Below are 16,560 nucleotides of genomic sequence, written 5' to 3' on the forward strand. Positions count from 1 at the left end.
AACACGGCGCACACTGAATATATGTAACACGCAGGGCATTGTACGGGTTTGTACGCACGACGCCATGCTTGAGACCCTTGGATGCAGCATAGTCAACAGCACATGACATGCCATTCAATTTGAGCATGCATTCTCTTTGGTGACAAAGGCTTATGAGGTGTTTTTTATGAGCGAAGCGAAGCATTCCCGCCTGATTATCCTGGGCTCCGGCCCTGCCGGTTACAGCGCGGCAGTTTATGCCGCCCGCGCCAACCTCAAGCCGGTTGTCATTACCGGCATCCAGGCAGGTGGTCAACTCACCACCACCGTCGAAGTGGATAACTGGCCAGGCGACGTTGAAGGCCTGACCGGACCGGTGCTGATGGATCGCATGCAAAAACACGCCGAACGCTTTGCCACCGAGATCGTTTACGACCACATCCATACCGCCAAGTTGCAACAACGACCGTTCGAGCTGATCGGCGATGGCGGCACCTACACCTGCGACGCCTTGATCATTGCCACCGGCGCCTCCGCGCAATACCTGGGCCTGCCGTCGGAAGAAGCGTTCGCCGGCAAAGGAGTTTCGGCGTGCGCGACCTGTGATGGATTTTTCTATCGCAATCAAGTGGTTGCTGTGGTCGGCGGCGGCAACACGGCGGTCGAGGAAGCCTTGTACCTGTCGAACATCGCCAAAGAAGTGCACCTGATCCATCGGCGCGACAAACTGCGCTCGGAGAAAATCCTCCAGGACAAACTCTTTGAAAAGGCCGCCAACGGCAATGTTCGCCTGCACTGGAACCAAAACCTGGACGAAGTGCTCGGCGATGCCAGCGGCGTGACCGGTGCCCGCCTGCGGGACAGTCACACAGGTGAAACCCGGGAGCTGCCGCTGGCCGGGGTGTTTATCGCCATCGGCCACAAACCCAACACCGACCTGTTCACGGGCCAACTGGAAATGCGCGACGGGTATCTGCAGGTCAAGGGTGGCAGCGAAGGCGATGCCACCGCTACGGCGATTGCAGGTGTGTTTGCCGCCGGTGACGTGGCCGACCACGTTTATCGCCAGGCCGTTACATCTGCCGGTGCCGGTTGCATGGCGGCGCTGGACGCTGAAAAATACCTGGACGACATTCCAACCGTTTGAAGGCAAACTTTATGGCGGGCCAACACCCGCCACTGCCCTCCCCTTCTGCAAGCCCGGATGCCATGCTGACTTGGTTACAACGCAATACCTTGCATTTCCCTCCACTGGAAAAGGCCATGCGCGACCCCAACGGACTGCTGGCTGCCGGTGGTGATCTGTCCGCCGATCGGCTGATCTCGGCTTATCGCCACGGCTGCTTCCCTTGGTTTTCCGAGGGCCAGCCAATCCTCTGGTGGTCTCCGGACCCGCGTACGGTGCTGTTTCCCGACGAATTGCACGTCTCGCGCAGCCTGAACAAACTGCTACGCCAGCAACGCTATCAAGTGACCTTTGACCAGGACTTCGCCGCCGTCATCCGCGCCTGTGCCGCGCCCCGGGATTACGCCGACGGCACCTGGATCACCGAGGCCATGCAGGACGCCTACATCGAACTGCACAGGCGTGGCCACGCGCACTCGGTGGAAGTGTGGGACGGGGACGAACTGGTGGGCGGGCTCTACGGCCTGGCAATGGGCCAGCTGTTTTTCGGCGAGTCCATGTTCAGCCTCGCTGACAACGCCTCGAAATTCGGCTTTGCCACACTGGTGCGGCATCTGAAAGACTCGGGTTTTGTACTGATCGATTGCCAGATGCCCACCGATCACCTGCACAGTCTCGGAGCCCGGGCGATACCCCGCCATGAATTTGCCAACTATCTGGCCAGGCATCTGGACCAGCCCAATCGCGCTAGCTGGGTTTGCTGAGCGACTTTTGCGCAGGTGGCTTACACTTATTCAAAAGCATTATCCCGAGGGTTGATCATGACCGAGTTGGCGCGATTGAAGTTCTATGCCACTCAGCCGCACTCTTGCAGTTATCTGCCGGAGGAGCAGGCCACAACCCTGTTCCTCGACCCTAGCCAGCCCATGGATGTGCATGTCTATGCAGACCTGTCGGAGATGGGGTTTCGTCGCAGTGGCGATCATCTCTATCGGCCGCATTGCCAGAATTGCAATGCCTGCGTTCCGGCGCGCATTCCCGTGGGACAGTTCACGCCCAACCGGCAACAGAAACGCATCTTCAAGCGCAACGTGGATTTGCAGGTACGTCCAGCCAAGCCCGGCTTCAACGAAGAATACTTCGACCTTTACCAGCGCTATATTGAACAGCGTCACGCCGATGGCGACATGTACCCGCCGAGTCGCGACCAGTTTTCGACGTTCCTGGTGCGGGACCTGCCGTTTTCAAGATTTTATGAATTTCGCCTGAATGGCCGGCTGCTGGCCGTCGCCGTCACCGATTTACTGCCGAACGGTCTTTCGGCGGTCTACACCTTCTACGAACCGGCCGAAGAGCGCCGCAGCCTTGGGCGCTATGCGATCCTGTGGCAAATCGCCGAGGCCAGGCGGCTGGGGCTGGATGCGGTCTACCTCGGCTACTGGATCAAAAACTGCAAAAAAATGAACTACAAGACTCAATATCGCCCTATTGAGTTGCTGATTAATCAGCGCTGGGTGGTTCTAAACTAGAGCCGCCCCTAAACCCCTTGGCTTAAACCCCATTTTTCGGGCACAATGCACGCCGCTTTTGCCTGGCGCAGTTGCACCGGGCCATTCATTGGACACCGAGGGCTTTACTGCATGTCGAAAGAAGACAGCTTCGAAATGGAAGGCACTGTCGTCGACACCCTGCCCAACACCATGTTTCGTGTGGAGTTGGAAAATGGGCACGTCGTAACCGCGCACATCTCCGGCAAGATGCGCAAGAACTACATCCGTATTCTTACCGGCGACAAAGTGCGCGTAGAGCTGACTCCTTATGACTTGAGCAAAGGGCGCATCACTTACCGCGCTCGATAAGGTTGGAGCGAGCTTGCTCGCGAAAAACCTGACGGTACCGCGTCAAGTCAGAGTCCCCGCATCATCATTGACGAACATCGCGAGCAAGCTCGCTCCTACAGAGATAGGGCTCACTCGCTAAGCAAGTCAATACAAAACGCCCGGCTTATGCCGGGCGTTTTTGTTTGCCTGTAATTTACCCCCCCCACCTCCTGTAGGAGCGAGCTTGCTCGCGAAAAACCTGAGAGCACCACGTCAAGTCAGACTCCCCGCATCATCGTTGACGACCATCGCGAGCAAGCTCGCTCCCACAGACAGCAGACATGCCGATCAACAGACAGCAAAAAGGCGCCTCTCGGCGCCTTTTTGTTTTGCTTTTGAACGTCAGGCCATCTCGGCCGTGGTCTCGAACTCGAAGGTCAGCTCTCCGTCCTTGATGTCGATGTGTACCACACCGCCATGCTCGGCCAGTTCGCCAAAGAGAATCTCCTCCGCCAGCGGACGCTTGATCTTGTCCTGGATCAGGCGAGCCATTGGGCGAGCCCCCATCGCCGCGTCGTAGCCACCTTCGGCCAGCCAGTTGCGGGCTGCATCGGTGACTTCCAGCAACACACGCTTGTCTTCCAGTTGCGCCTGAAGCTCGGTAAGGAACTTGTCCACCACGCTCTTGATAACCTCATGACTGAGGCGACCAAACTGGATGATGGTGTCCAGACGGTTGCGGAATTCCGGCGTGAAGCTCTTCTTGATCACTTCCATCGCATCGGACGAGTGATCCTGATAGGTGAAACCGATCGAAGCGCGGGCTGCAGTCTCGGCACCGGCGTTGGTCGTCATGATGACGATCACGTTACGGAAATCCGCCTTGCGCCCGTTGTTATCGGTCAACGTACCGTGGTCCATGACCTGCAACAGCAGGTTGAAGACTTCCGGATGCGCCTTCTCGATTTCATCGAGCAACAACACGCAGTGTGGCTGCTTGGTAATGGCTTCGGTGAGCAGACCGCCCTGATCGAATCCGACATAACCAGGAGGCGCACCGATCAGACGCGATACGGTGTGGCGCTCCATGTATTCGGACATGTCGAAACGAATCAGCTCGACACCCAAGGCCTTGGCCAACTGACGCGCCGCTTCGGTTTTACCGACACCGGTAGGCCCTGCGAACAGGAACGAACCGACAGGCTTGTCAGGGGATTTGAGGCCGGCACGGGACAGCTTGATCGCGGTTGCCAGCGAATCGATCGCGGCATCCTGACCGAACACGGTCAATTTCAGATCACGCTCCAGGTTACGCAGCAGCTCCTTGTCGGAACTGGTGACGTGTTTTGGCGGAATCCGCGCGATTTTCGCGACGATGTCCTCGACTTGCGGCACTTCGATGCGCTTCACACGCTTCTCGACCGGTTGCAGGCGCTGATAGGCACCCGCCTCGTCGATGACATCGATGGCCTTGTCCGGCATATGACGGTCGTTGATGTAACGCGAGGCCAGTTCGGCAGCCGCGCGCAGGGCCTCATCACTGTATTCGATATTGTGATGGCTTTCGAAACGCCCCTTCAGGCCGCGCAGAATGCCAATGGTGTCTTCCACCGAAGGCTCCGACACATCGACCTTCTGGAAGCGTCGGGCCAAGGCACGATCCTTCTCGAAGATGCCACGGAATTCCTGGAAGGTGGTTGAACCGATGCAGCGGATATCACCCGAGGACAGCAGCGGCTTGAGCAGGTTCGAGGCATCCATGACGCCACCGGACGCGGCACCCGCACCAATGATGGTGTGGATCTCGTCGATGAACAGGATCGCCTGCGGACGTTTTTTCAGTTCATTGAGCAACGCCTTGAAGCGCTTCTCGAAATCGCCACGATACTTGGTGCCCGCGAGCAGAGCGCCAAGATCGAGGGAATAAACAACACTGTTTGCCAGCAGATCCGGCACCTGGTCGTCGACAATGCGCTTGGCCAAGCCTTCGGCAATCGCGGTTTTACCCACGCCCGCCTCGCCCACCAGCAGCGGATTGTTTTTGCGCCGACGCGCCAGGATCTGCGCAACGCGCTCGACTTCCAGCTCACGCCCCACCAGCGGATCGATGCGACCCTGGCGCGCGAGCTCGTTGAGGTTGCTGGCATAAGCATCCAGGGGATTGCCTGAGGAAGAAGACTCACCGCCCTCGTCGTCCTGCATATCTTGCTCACCTTCAGAGTGATCGCCATGCCCCGGCACTTTGGAAATGCCATGGGCGATGTAGTTGACGACATCTATACGGGCAACGCTCTGCTGTTTCAGCAGGAACACCGCCTGACTCTCTTGCTCACTGAAGATCGCGACCAGCACGTTGGCGCCAGTCACTTCGCGTTTGCCCGAGCTCTGTACGTGAAACACAGCACGTTGCAGCACACGCTGGAAGCCCAGGGTTGGCTGGGTTTCGCGATCCTCGTCATGAACAGGGATCAATGGCGTGGTGGAGTCGATGAACTCCTGCAGGTCATGCTTGAGTTTGTCGAGGTTTGCGCCGCACGCACGCAGAACGGTGGCGGCAGCCTCATTGTCCAATAGGGCCAGCAAGAGGTGCTCGACGGTCATGAACTCATGACGCTTCGAACGAGCTTCCTTGAAGGCAAGATTGAGGGTGACTTCGAGCTCGCGGTTTAACATAGCTTCACCTCATACCCAAGTGTCCGGCGATTAACCGTCCTTCTCGATTTCACAGAGTAGCGGATGCTGGCTTTCCCTGGCGTACTGGTTGACCTGCATGGCCTTGGTCTCGGCGATGTCGCGGGTAAACACTCCACATACTGCCCGTCCTTCTGTGTGGACGGCCAGCATGACCTTGGTCGCCAGCTCGCGATTCAGGTTAAAAAACACCTCGAGCACTTCGACGACGAAATCCATCGGTGTGTAGTCATCATTGAACAAAACCACCTTGTACATCGGCGGCGCCTGTAAAGCAGGCTTGGCCTCCTGAACAGCAATGCCTGCGGAATCGTCGTCGTGTTCCTCCGGGCGATCCTTCTGGAGAGTCGGGCGATCCTGATTGAATGTTAGTCGAATCTGGCTGATTGCATGCATGGAAAGAAAGGTTCGTCAGTTGTTCAAATACAGTGGTGGGGGCGGCTATCAGCGATTTCAACTCCGACTGCCGGGTCAGCTTGACTATCGGCAAAACGGTGTTACAACCAATAGAGCCCACAGTGGGTAAAAAAGGTCCGCGGAGTCAATCTTATTTACAGATTCGACTGCGGATGTACTGGATGATACTCCAGTGATGGAGTCTGTTGCAGAGGGAGTTGGGTATGTCAGGCGGCAAGGTCAGCGGCAAGGTCAAATGGTTCAACAATGCCAAGGGTTACGGTTTCATCAATGAGGACGGCAAGACAGAAGACCTGTTTGCCCACTACTCCGCCATCCAGATGGAAGGTTATAAAACCCTGAAAGCCGGGCAAGCTGTCGTATTCGACATCATCCAGGGCCCCAAAGGCCTGCACGCGGTCAACATCGGCAGCCCGGTGGGCGCTTCGAAAGCGACGGCATCCGCCCCGCAACAGACCGTTACAGTGTAAGTCCACACCGTCATAGCGCCATAAAAAAACCGCCTGACTCATCTACTTGAATCAGGCGGTTTTTGTGTGCCTGCGTTTTCTTACATGTGCGAGATCAGCGCATCACCGAAGCCGGAAGACGACACCAGTTTGGCGCCCTCCATCAGACGCTCGAAGTCATAGGTCACGGTCTTGGCGGAAATCGCGCCGTTGGTGCCCTTGATGATCAGGTCGGCCGCTTCGGTCCAGCCCATGTGGCGCAGCATCATTTCAGCCGACAGGATCAACGACCCCGGGTTGACCTGGTCCTTGCCGGCGTACTTCGGCGCCGTACCGTGGGTGGCTTCGAACATGGCGACGGTGTCGGACAGGTTGGCACCCGGCGCAATACCGATACCGCCCACTTCCGCCGCCAAGGCGTCGGAGAGGTAGTCGCCGTTCAGGTTCAGGGTCGCGATCACATCGTACTCGGCCGGGCGCAGCAGGATCTGCTGGAGCATGGCGTCGGCGATGGCATCCTTGACGACGACGTTCTTGCCGGTTTTCGGGTTCTTGAACTGCATCCACGGGCCACCGTCGAGCAGGGTCGCGCCGAACTCTTCAGCCGCCACTTCGTAGGCCCATTCCTTGAAGGCACCTTCGGTGAACTTCATGATGTTGCCTTTGTGCACGATGGTCAGCGAATCGCGATCGTTGTCGACCACATATTGCAGGGCCTTTCGCGCCAGACGCTTGGTGCCCTGCAGGGACACCGGCTTGACGCCGATACCGCAGTTCTCGTCAAAACGGATCTTGGTAACGCCCATTTCTTCTTTCAGGAACTTGATGACCTTGGTGGCTTCCGGCGTACCGGCCTTCCACTCGATGCCCGCGTAGATGTCTTCGGAGTTCTCGCGGAAGATGGTCATGTCGACATCGCCTGGCTTCTTGACCGGGCTAGGCACGCCTTCGAACCAGCGCACCGGGCGCAGGCAGACGTACAGGTCGAGCTGCTGACGCAGGGCCACGTTCAGGGAACGGATGCCACCACCGACCGGAGTGGTCAGCGGGCCCTTGATGGAAACCACGTAATCCTTGACCGCGTCCAGGGTTTCCTGAGGCAGCCAGGTGTCCTGATCGTAAACCTGAGTCGCTTTCTCCCCGGCGTACACCTCCATCCAGGAAATCTTGCGTTCGCCACCGTAGGCCTTCTTAACAGCAGCATCGACAACCTTGATCATGACCGGGCTGATGTCGACACCAATGCCGTCACCTTCGATGAAGGGGATGATCGGGTTATTAGGAACATTGAGAGAATGGTCTGCATTGACGGTGATTTTGTCGCCGACGGCTGGAACCTGAATCTTCTTGTAACCCATGCTGAACTCCATTGATTGGATTGAACATCTGGCTTGGTTCGAGCGTAACCCAGTTGAATCGGCGCGCAAACCCTATGTTCCATCGATCTGGCGCAAAGCCTTGCAACTCGCGCGCTACAAGCCTGAAAGCAAAGGGAAAAGCGCCAAAACCAAGCACGACGAGTGACCTTACGCCCTGCTCGCCCCTGCGACCTTTAGACCAATGGACGACATTCGTTGCATATGAACCATCGGCAGATTGCCAGCTACCTATGTATAATGCCGCCCGCTGACCACAGGGTCACGACGGCTGAAGTGCTCTACGATGAGACTTTCCGCCCGGCAAGCCGGCCTGTTATCGCAGTCCGGCTACTTGACGCCCTACTGATGCACCCAACATCACAGCAACGAAACCTCGATATTCGGCTCATGGATGACTTTGAACGAACGCGCTTACCCGGCGCCCTCGAGTTTCTGCGCACGCTTTAGCAAAGAAGAGAGAGTTAATCCGAATATGCCCACCCGCTCGAAGATCATCTATACCTTCACCGACGAAGCTCCTGCCCTCGCCACCTATTCACTGTTGCCTATCGTAGAGGCGTTCACCGCCTCGGCTGATATCGCCGTTGAAACCCGCGATATCTCTCTTGCAGGGCGCATCCTGGCCAGCTTCCCCGAGCAACTGGGTGACAAAGCCGTAGCCGACCACCTCGCCGAACTGGGCGCCCTGGCCGTTACGCCTGAAGCCAACATCATCAAATTGCCGAACATCAGCGCCTCGGTTCCGCAACTGCAAGCCGCGATCAAAGAGCTGCAAGCCCAGGGCTACGCACTGCCGGACTACCCGGAAACCGTGACCTGCGACGCCGACAAGGAAGCCAAGGCGCGTTACGACAAGATCAAGGGCAGCGCCGTGAACCCGGTCCTGCGCGAAGGCAACTCCGACCGCCGCGCGCCGTTGTCGGTCAAGAACTACGCACGCAAGCACCCGCACAAAATGGGCGCGTGGGCCAAGGACTCCAAGTCCCACATCGCGCACATGAGCACCGGCGATTTCTACGGCAGCGAAAAAGCCGCCCTGATCGACGCCGCTGACGCCGTGAAGATCGAACTGATCGCCCAAGACGGCACCGCGACCGTCCTGAAAGAAAAGACCAGCGTACAAGCCGGTGAGATCCTCGATTGCGCGGTACTGAGCAAAAACGCCCTGCGCAGCTTCATCGCGGCTGAAATCGAAGACGCCAAGGCACAAGGCGTGCTGCTGTCGGTTCACTTGAAAGCCACCATGATGAAGGTCTCCGACCCGATCATGTTCGGCCAGATCGTTGCCGAGTTCTATAAAGACGCACTGGCCAAGCACGCTGACGTGCTGGCACAGATCGGCTTCAACCTGAACAACGGCATCGGCGACCTGTACGCTCGCATCAAGGCTTTGCCTGCCGAGCAGCAAGCGCAGATCGAAGCTGACATCCAGGCGGTCTACGCCGTTCGTCCTTCCCTGGCGATGGTCAACTCCGACAAAGGCATCACCAACCTGCACGTGCCGAGCGACGTGATCGTCGACGCCTCGATGCCGGCAATGATCCGTGACTCCGGCAAGATGTGGGGCACCGACGGCCAGTTGCACGACACCAAAGCCGTGATCCCGGATCGCTGCTACGCCACCATCTACCAGGCCGTGATCGAAGACTGCAAAGCCAACGGTGCGTTCGATCCGACCACCATGGGCAGCGTGCCGAACGTTGGCCTGATGGCGAAGAAAGCCGAAGAGTACGGCTCTCACGACAAGACTTTCCAGATCAAGGCTGACGGCGTTGTTCGCGTCACCGACAGCAAGGGCAACCTGCTGATGGAACAGGCTGTTGAAGCCGGCGATATCTTCCGCATGTGCCAGACCAAAGACGCGCCGATCCAGGACTGGGTCAAACTGGCCGTCAACCGTGCTCGCGCCAGCAGCACCCCGGCGATCTTCTGGCTGGACCCGATGCGCGCCCACGACGGCGTAGTGATCGAGAAAGTTCAGGCTTACCTGAAGGACCACGACACTGCCGGCCTGGACATCCAGATCATGGCCCCGGTCGACGCGATGAAGTCCACCCTGCAGCGTACCCGCGCCGGCAAGGACACCATCTCGGTAACCGGCAACGTACTGCGCGACTACCTGACCGACCTGTTCCCGATCATGGAACTGGGCACCAGCGCCAAGATGCTGTCGATCGTGCCGCTGATGAACGGCGGTGGCCTGTTCGAAACCGGCGCCGGCGGTTCGGCTCCGAAGCACGTTCAGCAACTGCTGGAAGAAAACTTCCTGCGCTGGGATTCGCTGGGTGAATTCCTGGCCCTGGCCGCGTCCCTGGAACACCTGGGCGTGACCTACAACAACCCCAAGGCGCTGGTTCTGGCCAAGACCCTGGACCAGGCCACCGGCCAGTTCCTGGACAACAACAAGTCGCCATCGCGCAAAGTCGGCAACATCGACAACCGCGGCAGCCACTTCTATCTGGCGCTGTACTGGGCTCAGGCCCTGGCTGCCCAGACCGAAGACGCTGCACTGCAAGCGCAGTTCGCGACCCTGGCCAAGACCCTGACCGAGAACGAGGCGACCATCGTTGCCGAACTCAACGCCGTTCAGGGCAAGCCAGTGGACATCGGCGGTTACTACCACGCCGACGCCGAGCTGATCAGCAAGGCCATGCGCCCAAGCGCAACCTTCAACGCGGCTGTTGCTGCGCTGGTTTAAGGTTGTAAGGGAACATCACAAACCCCGGCCCTGTGCCGGGGTTTGTGTTTTCCGGACCTCACACAATACCGAATAAACACACACCCCCTGTGGGAGCGAGCTTGCTCGCGATAGCGGTATATCATCCAACACCTCTGGTGACTGACTCGCCGCCATCGCGAGCAAGCTCGCCCCCATAGGGATAGTGTTTCAACATTCAAAACCGAGGAAGTTTTATGGACTGGAAACCCCACATCACCGTCGCCACCATCGTCGAAGACAACGGCCGCTTCCTGATGGTCGAGGAACTCAAGCACGGACGCGTGGTGCTCAATCAGCCCGCGGGCCATCTGGATCCGAATGAAACCCTGACCGAAGCCGCCGTGCGCGAAACCCTCGAGGAAACCGGTTGGGACGTCGAACCGACCGGCGTACTGGGCATTTACCTCTACACCGCCCCGAGCAATGGCGTGACCTACCAGCGGGTCTGCTTCATCGCCAAACCACTGAAACACCACGCGGATTATCAACTGGATGACGGCATCGTCGGCGCCAAGTGGTTGACCCGCGAGGAATTAATCGAGCAGCGCGACAACTGGCGCAGCGAGCTGATCATCCGCTGCATCGACGACTATCTGGCAGGCCAACACTTCGGCCTCGAATTGATCCGTCCTTCTCTTTAGCCTTGCGGGCCCGAGCCTGCTAGAATCGCGTCCTTTTTCAAGACACTCATTGAATCCCTATGCGTGATCCAGCCCCTTCTGACACACAAAAGAAGCGCGTCATTGTCGGCATGTCCGGCGGCGTGGACTCTTCCGTTTCCGCCCTCCTGCTGATCGAGCAGGGTTATGAGGTGGAAGGCCTGTTCATGAAGAACTGGGAAGAAGACGATGGAACGGAATACTGCACCGCCATGGATGACCTGGCGGACGCCCAGGCCGTGTGCGACAAGATTGGCATCAAGCTGCACACCGCCAACTTCGCCGCCGAGTACTGGGACAACGTGTTCGAGCATTTCCTGGCCGAATACAAGGCCGGACGCACGCCGAACCCGGACATCCTGTGCAACCGCGAAATCAAGTTCAAGGCGTTCCTCGACTACGCCATGATGCTTGGCGCCGACCTGATCGCCACCGGCCACTACGTGCGTCGCCGCGACATCGATGGTCGCACCGAACTGCTCAAGGGCCTGGACCCGAACAAGGACCAGAGCTACTTCCTGCACGCCGTCGGTGGCGAACAGATCGCCAAGACCCTGTTCCCGGTCGGCGAGCTGGAAAAACCGCAAGTGCGCGCCATTGCCGAGAAGTACGAGCTGGCGACCGCGAAGAAAAAGGATTCCACCGGGATCTGCTTTATCGGCGAACGCCGCTTCAGCGACTTCCTCAAGCAATACCTGCCGGCCCAGCCAGGCGAGATCAAGACCACCGAAGGCGAAGTCATCGGTCGTCACCACGGCCTGATGTACCACACCATCGGCCAGCGTCAGGGCCTGGGCATCGGCGGCCTGAAAGACGCCGGTGACGAGCCGTGGTATGTGCTGATCAAAGACCTGGAACACAACGAACTGATCGTTGGCCAGGGTAATGATCACCCTTACCTGTTCTCCCGCGCCCTGCTCGCCTCGGACATCTATTGGGTCAACCCGATCGATTTGACCGAGCCGCGCAAACTGACCGCCAAGGTGCGTTATCGCCAGAGCGACCAGCCCTGCACCCTGGAAAAAACCGCCACCGGTTATCGCGCGACCTTCGATGATCCGCAACGCGCGGTCACTCCAGGCCAGTCTGTGGTGTTCTATGACGGTGAAATCTGCCTCGGCGGCGGCGTGATTGAAGTAGCCGAGCCGTGGACGAGCAAGGGCCAGGCCCTATGAACCCGATTCAGGAGCAACTGACGGCACTGGGTGGGGTGTTTCTCGCCGCGGTGCTGGTGGACAGGATCGCCAAGACCGGCCAGACCAACGAAGCCGGCCTGAGCTGCATGCTCGGCAGCCTGCTGATCCGCGACCCCAAGGACACGCTGGAAGTCTATGGTGGCGACGACATCAACCTGCGCGAAGGCTACCGCGCGCTGATCGGCGCCCTCGAACGCGACCCAAGTGCCCTGCAGCGCGAGCCACTGCGTTATGCCCTGGCCATGCTCGGCCTTGAGCGTCAACTGGCCAAACGCGGCGACATGCTCGACGTGATCGGCAAACGCCTGCCGCAGATTCAGTCCCAGGTCGAACACTTCGGCCCGGCCCACGAAAACGTGATCGCCGCCTGCGGCGCGCTGTATCAGGACACCCTGAGCACACTGCGCCAGCGCATTCAGGTGCACGGCGACATGCGCAACCTGCAACAACCGAGCAACGCCTCGAAAATTCGCGCCCTGCTGCTGGCCGGCATTCGCTCAGCACGCCTGTGGCGGCAGTTGGGCGGTCATCGCTGGCAACTGGTGATCAGCCGCCGCAAGTTGCTCAAAGAGCTTTACCCCTTGATGCGTAACGAATAACCCGCATCGACAGAACCGAACTCAGCAATACGCGTAATACGCCGGTCAGTTGGCGACGGACCGGCGGATTTTTTCATGTATGATACGCGCCCCATTTCGTTGCCCGACTGTCCGAGAACACCCCATGCAGCTTTCTTCGCTCACTGCGGTTTCCCCTGTTGACGGCCGCTACGCCGGCAAAACCCAGGCCCTGCGCCCAATTTTCAGCGAGTACGGCCTGATCCGTGCCCGCGTTCTGGTTGAAGTGCGCTGGCTCCAGCGCCTGGCCGCTCACCCTGCCATCAGTGAAGTGCCGGCGTTCTCCGCCGAAGCCAACGCTGTGCTCAACACCCTGGCGGAAAACTTCTCTCTGGAGCACGCCGAGCGCGTCAAAGAGATCGAGCGCACCACCAACCACGACGTCAAGGCCATCGAGTACCTGCTCAAAGAGCAAGCGGCCAAGCTGCCGGAGCTGGCCAAGGTCAGTGAATTCATCCACTTTGCCTGCACCAGCGAGGACATCAACAACCTGTCCCACGCCCTGATGCTGCGCGAAGGCCGTGATGACGTGATGCTGCCGCTGATGCGCCAGACTGCCAACGCCATCCGCGAACTGGCCATCCGTTTCGCCGACGTGCCGATGCTGTCGCGCACCCACGGTCAGCCGGCCTCGCCGACCACCCTGGGCAAAGAGCTGGCGAACGTGGTTTACCGCCTGGAGCGCCAGATCGCTCAAGTCGCTGCCGTTCCGCTGCTGGGCAAGATCAACGGCGCTGTCGGCAACTACAACGCCCACCTGTCGGCCTACCCTGAGATCGACTGGGAAGCCAACGCCCGCGCCTTCATCGAAGACGAGCTGGGCCTGGGCTTCAACCCGTACACCACGCAGATCGAACCGCACGACTACATTGCCGAGCTGTTCGACGCGATCGCCCGCTTCAACACCATCCTGATCGACTTCGACCGCGACATCTGGGGCTACATCTCCCTGGGTTATTTCAAACAGCGCACCATCGCTGGCGAAATCGGTTCGTCGACCATGCCGCACAAGGTCAACCCGATCGACTTCGAAAACTCCGAAGGCAACCTGGGTATCGCCAACGCACTGTTCCAGCACCTGGCGAGCAAACTGCCGATCTCCCGCTGGCAGCGCGACCTGACCGACTCCACCGTACTGCGCAACCTCGGTGTCGGCTTCGCCCACAGCGTGATCGCGTACGAAGCCAGCCTCAAGGGCATCAGCAAGCTTGAGCTCAACGAGCAGAAGATTGCCGCTGACCTGGACGCCTGCTGGGAAGTACTGGCCGAGCCGATCCAGACCGTGATGCGTCGCTACAACATCGAAAACCCGTACGAAAAGCTGAAAGAACTGACCCGCGGCAAGGGCATCAGCCCGGAAGCGCTGCAGACTTTCATCGACGGCCTGGACATGCCAGCCGCCGCCAAGGCCGAGCTGAAATTGCTCACCCCGGCGAACTACATCGGCAACGCTGTAGAACAAGCCAAACGCATCTGATCGACCGCTAGACCCTATATAAGACGCCCGGCCGCGCCGGGCGTTTTTATTCCCGTCTGAAAAGTGCATTTTTTCAATAGGTTACACATGAATCCTGATATTCCTCTTCAACTTCTGGGCGGCATCACGGCACGGGAATTCCTGCGCGACTACTGGCAGAAAAAGCCGCTGCTGATCCGTCAGGCCATTCCTGATTTCGAAAGCCCGATCGACGCCGACGAACTGGCCGGCCTGGCGCTGGAAGAAGAAGTCGAATCGCGACTGATCATCGAGAATGGCGAGCGCCCGTGGGAACTGCGTCGCGGCCCGTTCGCCGAAGATGAATTCAGCAAGCTGCCTGAAACTGACTGGACCCTGCTGGTTCAAGCCGTGGATCAGTTCGTCCCGGAAGTCAGCGAACTGCTGGAAAACTTCCGCTTTCTGCCGAGCTGGCGCATCGACGACGTGATGATCAGCTACGCCGCACCGGGTGGCAGCGTTGGTCCGCACTTCGACAACTACGACGTGTTCCTGCTGCAAGGCCACGGCAAGCGCAACTGGAAGATCGGCCAGATGTGCAACACCGAGAGCCCGATGCTGGCCCACGCCGACCTGCGCATCCTCTCCGAATTCGAAGCCACCGATGAATGGGTGCTGGAACCGGGCGACATGCTCTACCTGCCACCGCGCCTGGCCCATTGCGGCGTTGCCGTTGATGAATGCATGACCTACTCGGTCGGCTTCCGCGCACCGAGCGCCGCTGAAGTGCTGACCCACTTCACCGACTTCCTCAGCCAGTTCCTGTCGGACGAAGAACGCTACACCGACGCCGACGCCTTGCCGGCCGCCGACCCTCACCAGATCCAGCGCGACGCACTCGACCGCCTCAAAGGCCTGCTGGCCGAGCACATGAGCGACGAGCGCCTGCTGCTGACCTGGTTCGGCCAGTTCATGACCGAGCCACGCTACCCGGAACTGGTGGTGGGCCCGGAAGACGTCGAAGAAGAGGACTTCATGTCCGCCCTGGAACAAGGCGCGATCCTGATTCGCAACCCGAGCGCACGCCTGGCGTGGTCTGAAGTCGATGACGACCTGCTGCTGTTCGCCAGCGGCCAGAGCCGTTACCTGCCGGGCAAACTGCGCGAATTGTTGAAGATGATCTGCGCCGCCGACGCGCTGCACGCCGACAACCTTGGCGACTGGCTGAGCGACGAAGACGGTCGCGGGCTGCTGTGCGAACTGGTCAAGCAAGGAAGCCTGGGGTTTGCCGATGAATAAGATTCACGTACGTGTCGCAGACTGGCAGAAGGACAACGCCGAGATCCGGCGCATTCGTGAGACGGTGTTCGTCGCCGAGCAATCCGTTCCGCCCGAGCTGGAATGGGATGCCGATGATGTAACGGCCGTGCATTTCCTCGCCCTCGAAGGCGACTTTCCGATTGGCACCGCCCGCCTGCTGCCTGACGGTCACGTCGGCCGGGTATCGGTACTCAAGGACTGGCGCGGCCTGAAAGTCGGCGATGCGCTGATGCACGCAGTGATTGGTGAAGCCGAAGAGCGCGGGCTGAAGCAGCAGATGCTCAGCGCCCAGGTACAAGCCACGGCGTTCTATGAGCGGCTGGGCTTTCACATGGTCAGTGAGGAGTTCCTGGAAGCCGGGATTCCGCACGTGGACATGGTTCGCCATTCGGCATAAGGCCCAGGTGCCGCCATCGCGAGCAAGCTCGCTCCCACATTGGATTTGTGAGTTGCTGAAGATTTCAGCAACACCATCGATCCCTGTGGGAGCGAGCTTGCTCGCGATGAGGCCCGACGAAACACCACAAAACGCCCCGCCATCTCCAGATGCCGGGGCGTTTTGCTGTCTACGATTCAACTTACCCCACCCCGGGCCGACAAACTGTAGGAGCGAGCCTGCTCGCGATGGTCTTGAGAACGCCGCGAGGGTGTCAGACTTCCAGCATTATCGTTCACGCCCATCGCGAGCAAGCTCGCTCCTACAAACCCCGGGCCGACAAAGTGGCAATATCAAGCCTTTAGAACGCGGAGATA

At 59.1% G+C, this 16,560-nt stretch carries 16 protein-coding genes; 13 read left to right on the top strand and 3 right to left on the bottom strand.

What is annotated here, in order from left to right; genetic code table 11:
• The first annotated feature begins 166 nt into the window (after positions 1-166).
• The 4 genes from trxB to infA all read left to right on the top strand — a co-directional run bounded on the left by trxB (position 167) and on the right by infA (position 2,964).
• A complete protein-coding gene (trxB, locus tag AC1RDQ_RS02070; RefSeq protein ID WP_429521614.1) occupies positions 167-1,126 on the top strand; it encodes a thioredoxin-disulfide reductase in 960 nt (319 codons plus the stop codon).
• A gap of 62 nt (positions 1,127-1,188) precedes the next feature.
• Entirely contained in the window at positions 1,189-1,869 is a 681-nt protein-coding gene (gene aat / locus AC1RDQ_RS02075; RefSeq protein ID WP_057714170.1) for a leucyl/phenylalanyl-tRNA--protein transferase, read from the top strand.
• Between the two features lie 57 nt (positions 1,870-1,926).
• Positions 1,927-2,634: an arginyltransferase gene (locus AC1RDQ_RS02080; RefSeq protein ID WP_102670534.1), complete on the top strand. Its 708-nt coding sequence runs from the start codon at positions 1,927-1,929 to the stop codon at positions 2,632-2,634.
• A 111-nt stretch (positions 2,635-2,745) separates the two neighbouring features.
• On the top strand, positions 2,746-2,964 hold the full coding sequence (gene infA, locus AC1RDQ_RS02085) for a translation initiation factor IF-1 (protein ID WP_002553999.1): 219 nt from the start codon (positions 2,746-2,748) through the stop codon (positions 2,962-2,964).
• A gap of 363 nt (positions 2,965-3,327) precedes the next feature.
• Here infA and clpA read toward each other — a convergent pair whose 3' ends face one another.
• Positions 3,328-5,598, bottom strand: coding sequence for an ATP-dependent Clp protease ATP-binding subunit ClpA (gene clpA / locus AC1RDQ_RS02090; RefSeq protein WP_057714168.1), 2,271 nt, complete (start codon positions 5,596-5,598; stop codon positions 3,328-3,330).
• Positions 5,599-5,628: 30 nt separating this feature from the next.
• A complete protein-coding gene (clpS, locus tag AC1RDQ_RS02095; RefSeq protein ID WP_020799529.1) occupies positions 5,629-6,012 on the bottom strand; it encodes an ATP-dependent Clp protease adapter ClpS in 384 nt (127 codons plus the stop codon).
• 224 nt (positions 6,013-6,236) lie between these two features.
• Between clpS and cspD the strand changes: the two genes are divergently transcribed.
• Positions 6,237-6,503 carry a cold shock domain-containing protein CspD gene (gene cspD / locus AC1RDQ_RS02100; protein ID WP_057714167.1) on the top strand — a complete coding sequence of 89 codons (267 nt, stop codon included), beginning with the start codon at positions 6,237-6,239 and terminating at the stop codon, positions 6,501-6,503.
• Between the two features lie 80 nt (positions 6,504-6,583).
• Here the strand turns inward: cspD and icd are convergent, their stop codons facing one another.
• Entirely contained in the window at positions 6,584-7,840 is a 1,257-nt protein-coding gene (gene icd / locus AC1RDQ_RS02105; RefSeq protein WP_057399856.1) for an NADP-dependent isocitrate dehydrogenase, read from the bottom strand.
• On the opposite strand from icd, the gene AC1RDQ_RS02110 reads away from it, so the two are divergent.
• The 8 genes from AC1RDQ_RS02110 to AC1RDQ_RS02145 all read left to right on the top strand — a co-directional run bounded on the left by AC1RDQ_RS02110 (position 7,839) and on the right by AC1RDQ_RS02145 (position 16,204).
• Positions 7,839-8,006, top strand: coding sequence for a hypothetical protein (locus AC1RDQ_RS02110; RefSeq protein ID WP_167362871.1), 168 nt, complete (start codon positions 7,839-7,841; stop codon positions 8,004-8,006). The two genes, icd and AC1RDQ_RS02110, sit on opposite strands and share 2 nt — an antisense overlap.
• A 327-nt stretch (positions 8,007-8,333) precedes the next feature.
• On the top strand, positions 8,334-10,559 hold the full coding sequence (locus AC1RDQ_RS02115; protein WP_090456611.1) for an NADP-dependent isocitrate dehydrogenase: 2,226 nt from the start codon (positions 8,334-8,336) through the stop codon (positions 10,557-10,559).
• A 215-nt stretch (positions 10,560-10,774) separates the two neighbouring features.
• Positions 10,775-11,221, top strand: a complete 447-nt coding sequence (locus AC1RDQ_RS02120; protein ID WP_057714165.1) for an NUDIX hydrolase — start codon at positions 10,775-10,777, stop codon at positions 11,219-11,221.
• A 59-nt stretch (positions 11,222-11,280) separates the two neighbouring features.
• Positions 11,281-12,414: a tRNA 2-thiouridine(34) synthase MnmA gene (gene mnmA / locus AC1RDQ_RS02125; protein ID WP_150812620.1), complete on the top strand. Its 1,134-nt coding sequence runs from the start codon at positions 11,281-11,283 to the stop codon at positions 12,412-12,414.
• Positions 12,411-13,034, top strand: a complete 624-nt coding sequence (gene hflD / locus AC1RDQ_RS02130) for a high frequency lysogenization protein HflD (protein ID WP_057714163.1) — start codon at positions 12,411-12,413, stop codon at positions 13,032-13,034. Before mnmA ends, hflD begins: the two co-directional genes overlap by 4 nt.
• Before the next feature lie 124 nt (positions 13,035-13,158).
• Positions 13,159-14,529, top strand: a complete 1,371-nt coding sequence (gene purB, locus AC1RDQ_RS02135) for an adenylosuccinate lyase (protein WP_007972090.1) — start codon at positions 13,159-13,161, stop codon at positions 14,527-14,529.
• An 87-nt stretch (positions 14,530-14,616) separates the two neighbouring features.
• The gene (locus tag AC1RDQ_RS02140) at positions 14,617-15,786 is read left to right on the top strand and encodes a ribosomal protein uL16 3-hydroxylase (RefSeq protein WP_057714162.1); all 1,170 of its coding nucleotides are present in this window, start codon (positions 14,617-14,619) and stop codon (positions 15,784-15,786) included.
• The gene (locus tag AC1RDQ_RS02145) at positions 15,779-16,204 is read left to right on the top strand and encodes a GNAT family N-acetyltransferase (protein ID WP_057714161.1); all 426 of its coding nucleotides are present in this window, start codon (positions 15,779-15,781) and stop codon (positions 16,202-16,204) included. Before AC1RDQ_RS02140 ends, AC1RDQ_RS02145 begins: the two co-directional genes overlap by 8 nt.
• Positions 16,205-16,560 lie beyond the last annotated feature (356 nt).

The sequence above is a fragment of the Pseudomonas sp. GW823-FHT02E01 genome (genome assembly GCF_058797535.1).

Bases quoted from the DNA above. Each gene is read 5' to 3' on its own strand.
- trxB (WP_429521614.1), top strand. From the start codon at position 167: ATGAGCGAAGCGAAGCATTCCCGCCTGATTATCCTGGGCTCCGGCCCT.
- aat (WP_057714170.1), top strand. From the start codon at position 1,189: ATGCTGACTTGGTTACAACGCAATACCTTGCATTTCCCTCCACTGGAA.
- AC1RDQ_RS02080 (WP_102670534.1), top strand. From the start codon at position 1,927: ATGACCGAGTTGGCGCGATTGAAGTTCTATGCCACTCAGCCGCACTCT.
- infA (WP_002553999.1), top strand. From the start codon at position 2,746: ATGTCGAAAGAAGACAGCTTCGAAATGGAAGGCACTGTCGTCGACACC.
- clpA (WP_057714168.1), bottom strand. From the start codon at position 5,598: ATGTTAAACCGCGAGCTCGAAGTCACCCTCAATCTTGCCTTCAAGGAA.
- clpS (WP_020799529.1), bottom strand. From the start codon at position 6,012: ATGCATGCAATCAGCCAGATTCGACTAACATTCAATCAGGATCGCCCG.
- cspD (WP_057714167.1), top strand. From the start codon at position 6,237: ATGTCAGGCGGCAAGGTCAGCGGCAAGGTCAAATGGTTCAACAATGCC.
- AC1RDQ_RS02110 (WP_167362871.1), top strand. From the start codon at position 7,839: ATGCTGAACTCCATTGATTGGATTGAACATCTGGCTTGGTTCGAGCGT.
- icd (WP_057399856.1), bottom strand. From the start codon at position 7,840: ATGGGTTACAAGAAGATTCAGGTTCCAGCCGTCGGCGACAAAATCACC.
- AC1RDQ_RS02115 (WP_090456611.1), top strand. From the start codon at position 8,334: ATGCCCACCCGCTCGAAGATCATCTATACCTTCACCGACGAAGCTCCT.
- AC1RDQ_RS02120 (WP_057714165.1), top strand. From the start codon at position 10,775: ATGGACTGGAAACCCCACATCACCGTCGCCACCATCGTCGAAGACAAC.
- mnmA (WP_150812620.1), top strand. From the start codon at position 11,281: ATGCGTGATCCAGCCCCTTCTGACACACAAAAGAAGCGCGTCATTGTC.
- hflD (WP_057714163.1), top strand. From the start codon at position 12,411: ATGAACCCGATTCAGGAGCAACTGACGGCACTGGGTGGGGTGTTTCTC.
- purB (WP_007972090.1), top strand. From the start codon at position 13,159: ATGCAGCTTTCTTCGCTCACTGCGGTTTCCCCTGTTGACGGCCGCTAC.
- AC1RDQ_RS02140 (WP_057714162.1), top strand. From the start codon at position 14,617: ATGAATCCTGATATTCCTCTTCAACTTCTGGGCGGCATCACGGCACGG.
- AC1RDQ_RS02145 (WP_057714161.1), top strand. From the start codon at position 15,779: ATGAATAAGATTCACGTACGTGTCGCAGACTGGCAGAAGGACAACGCC.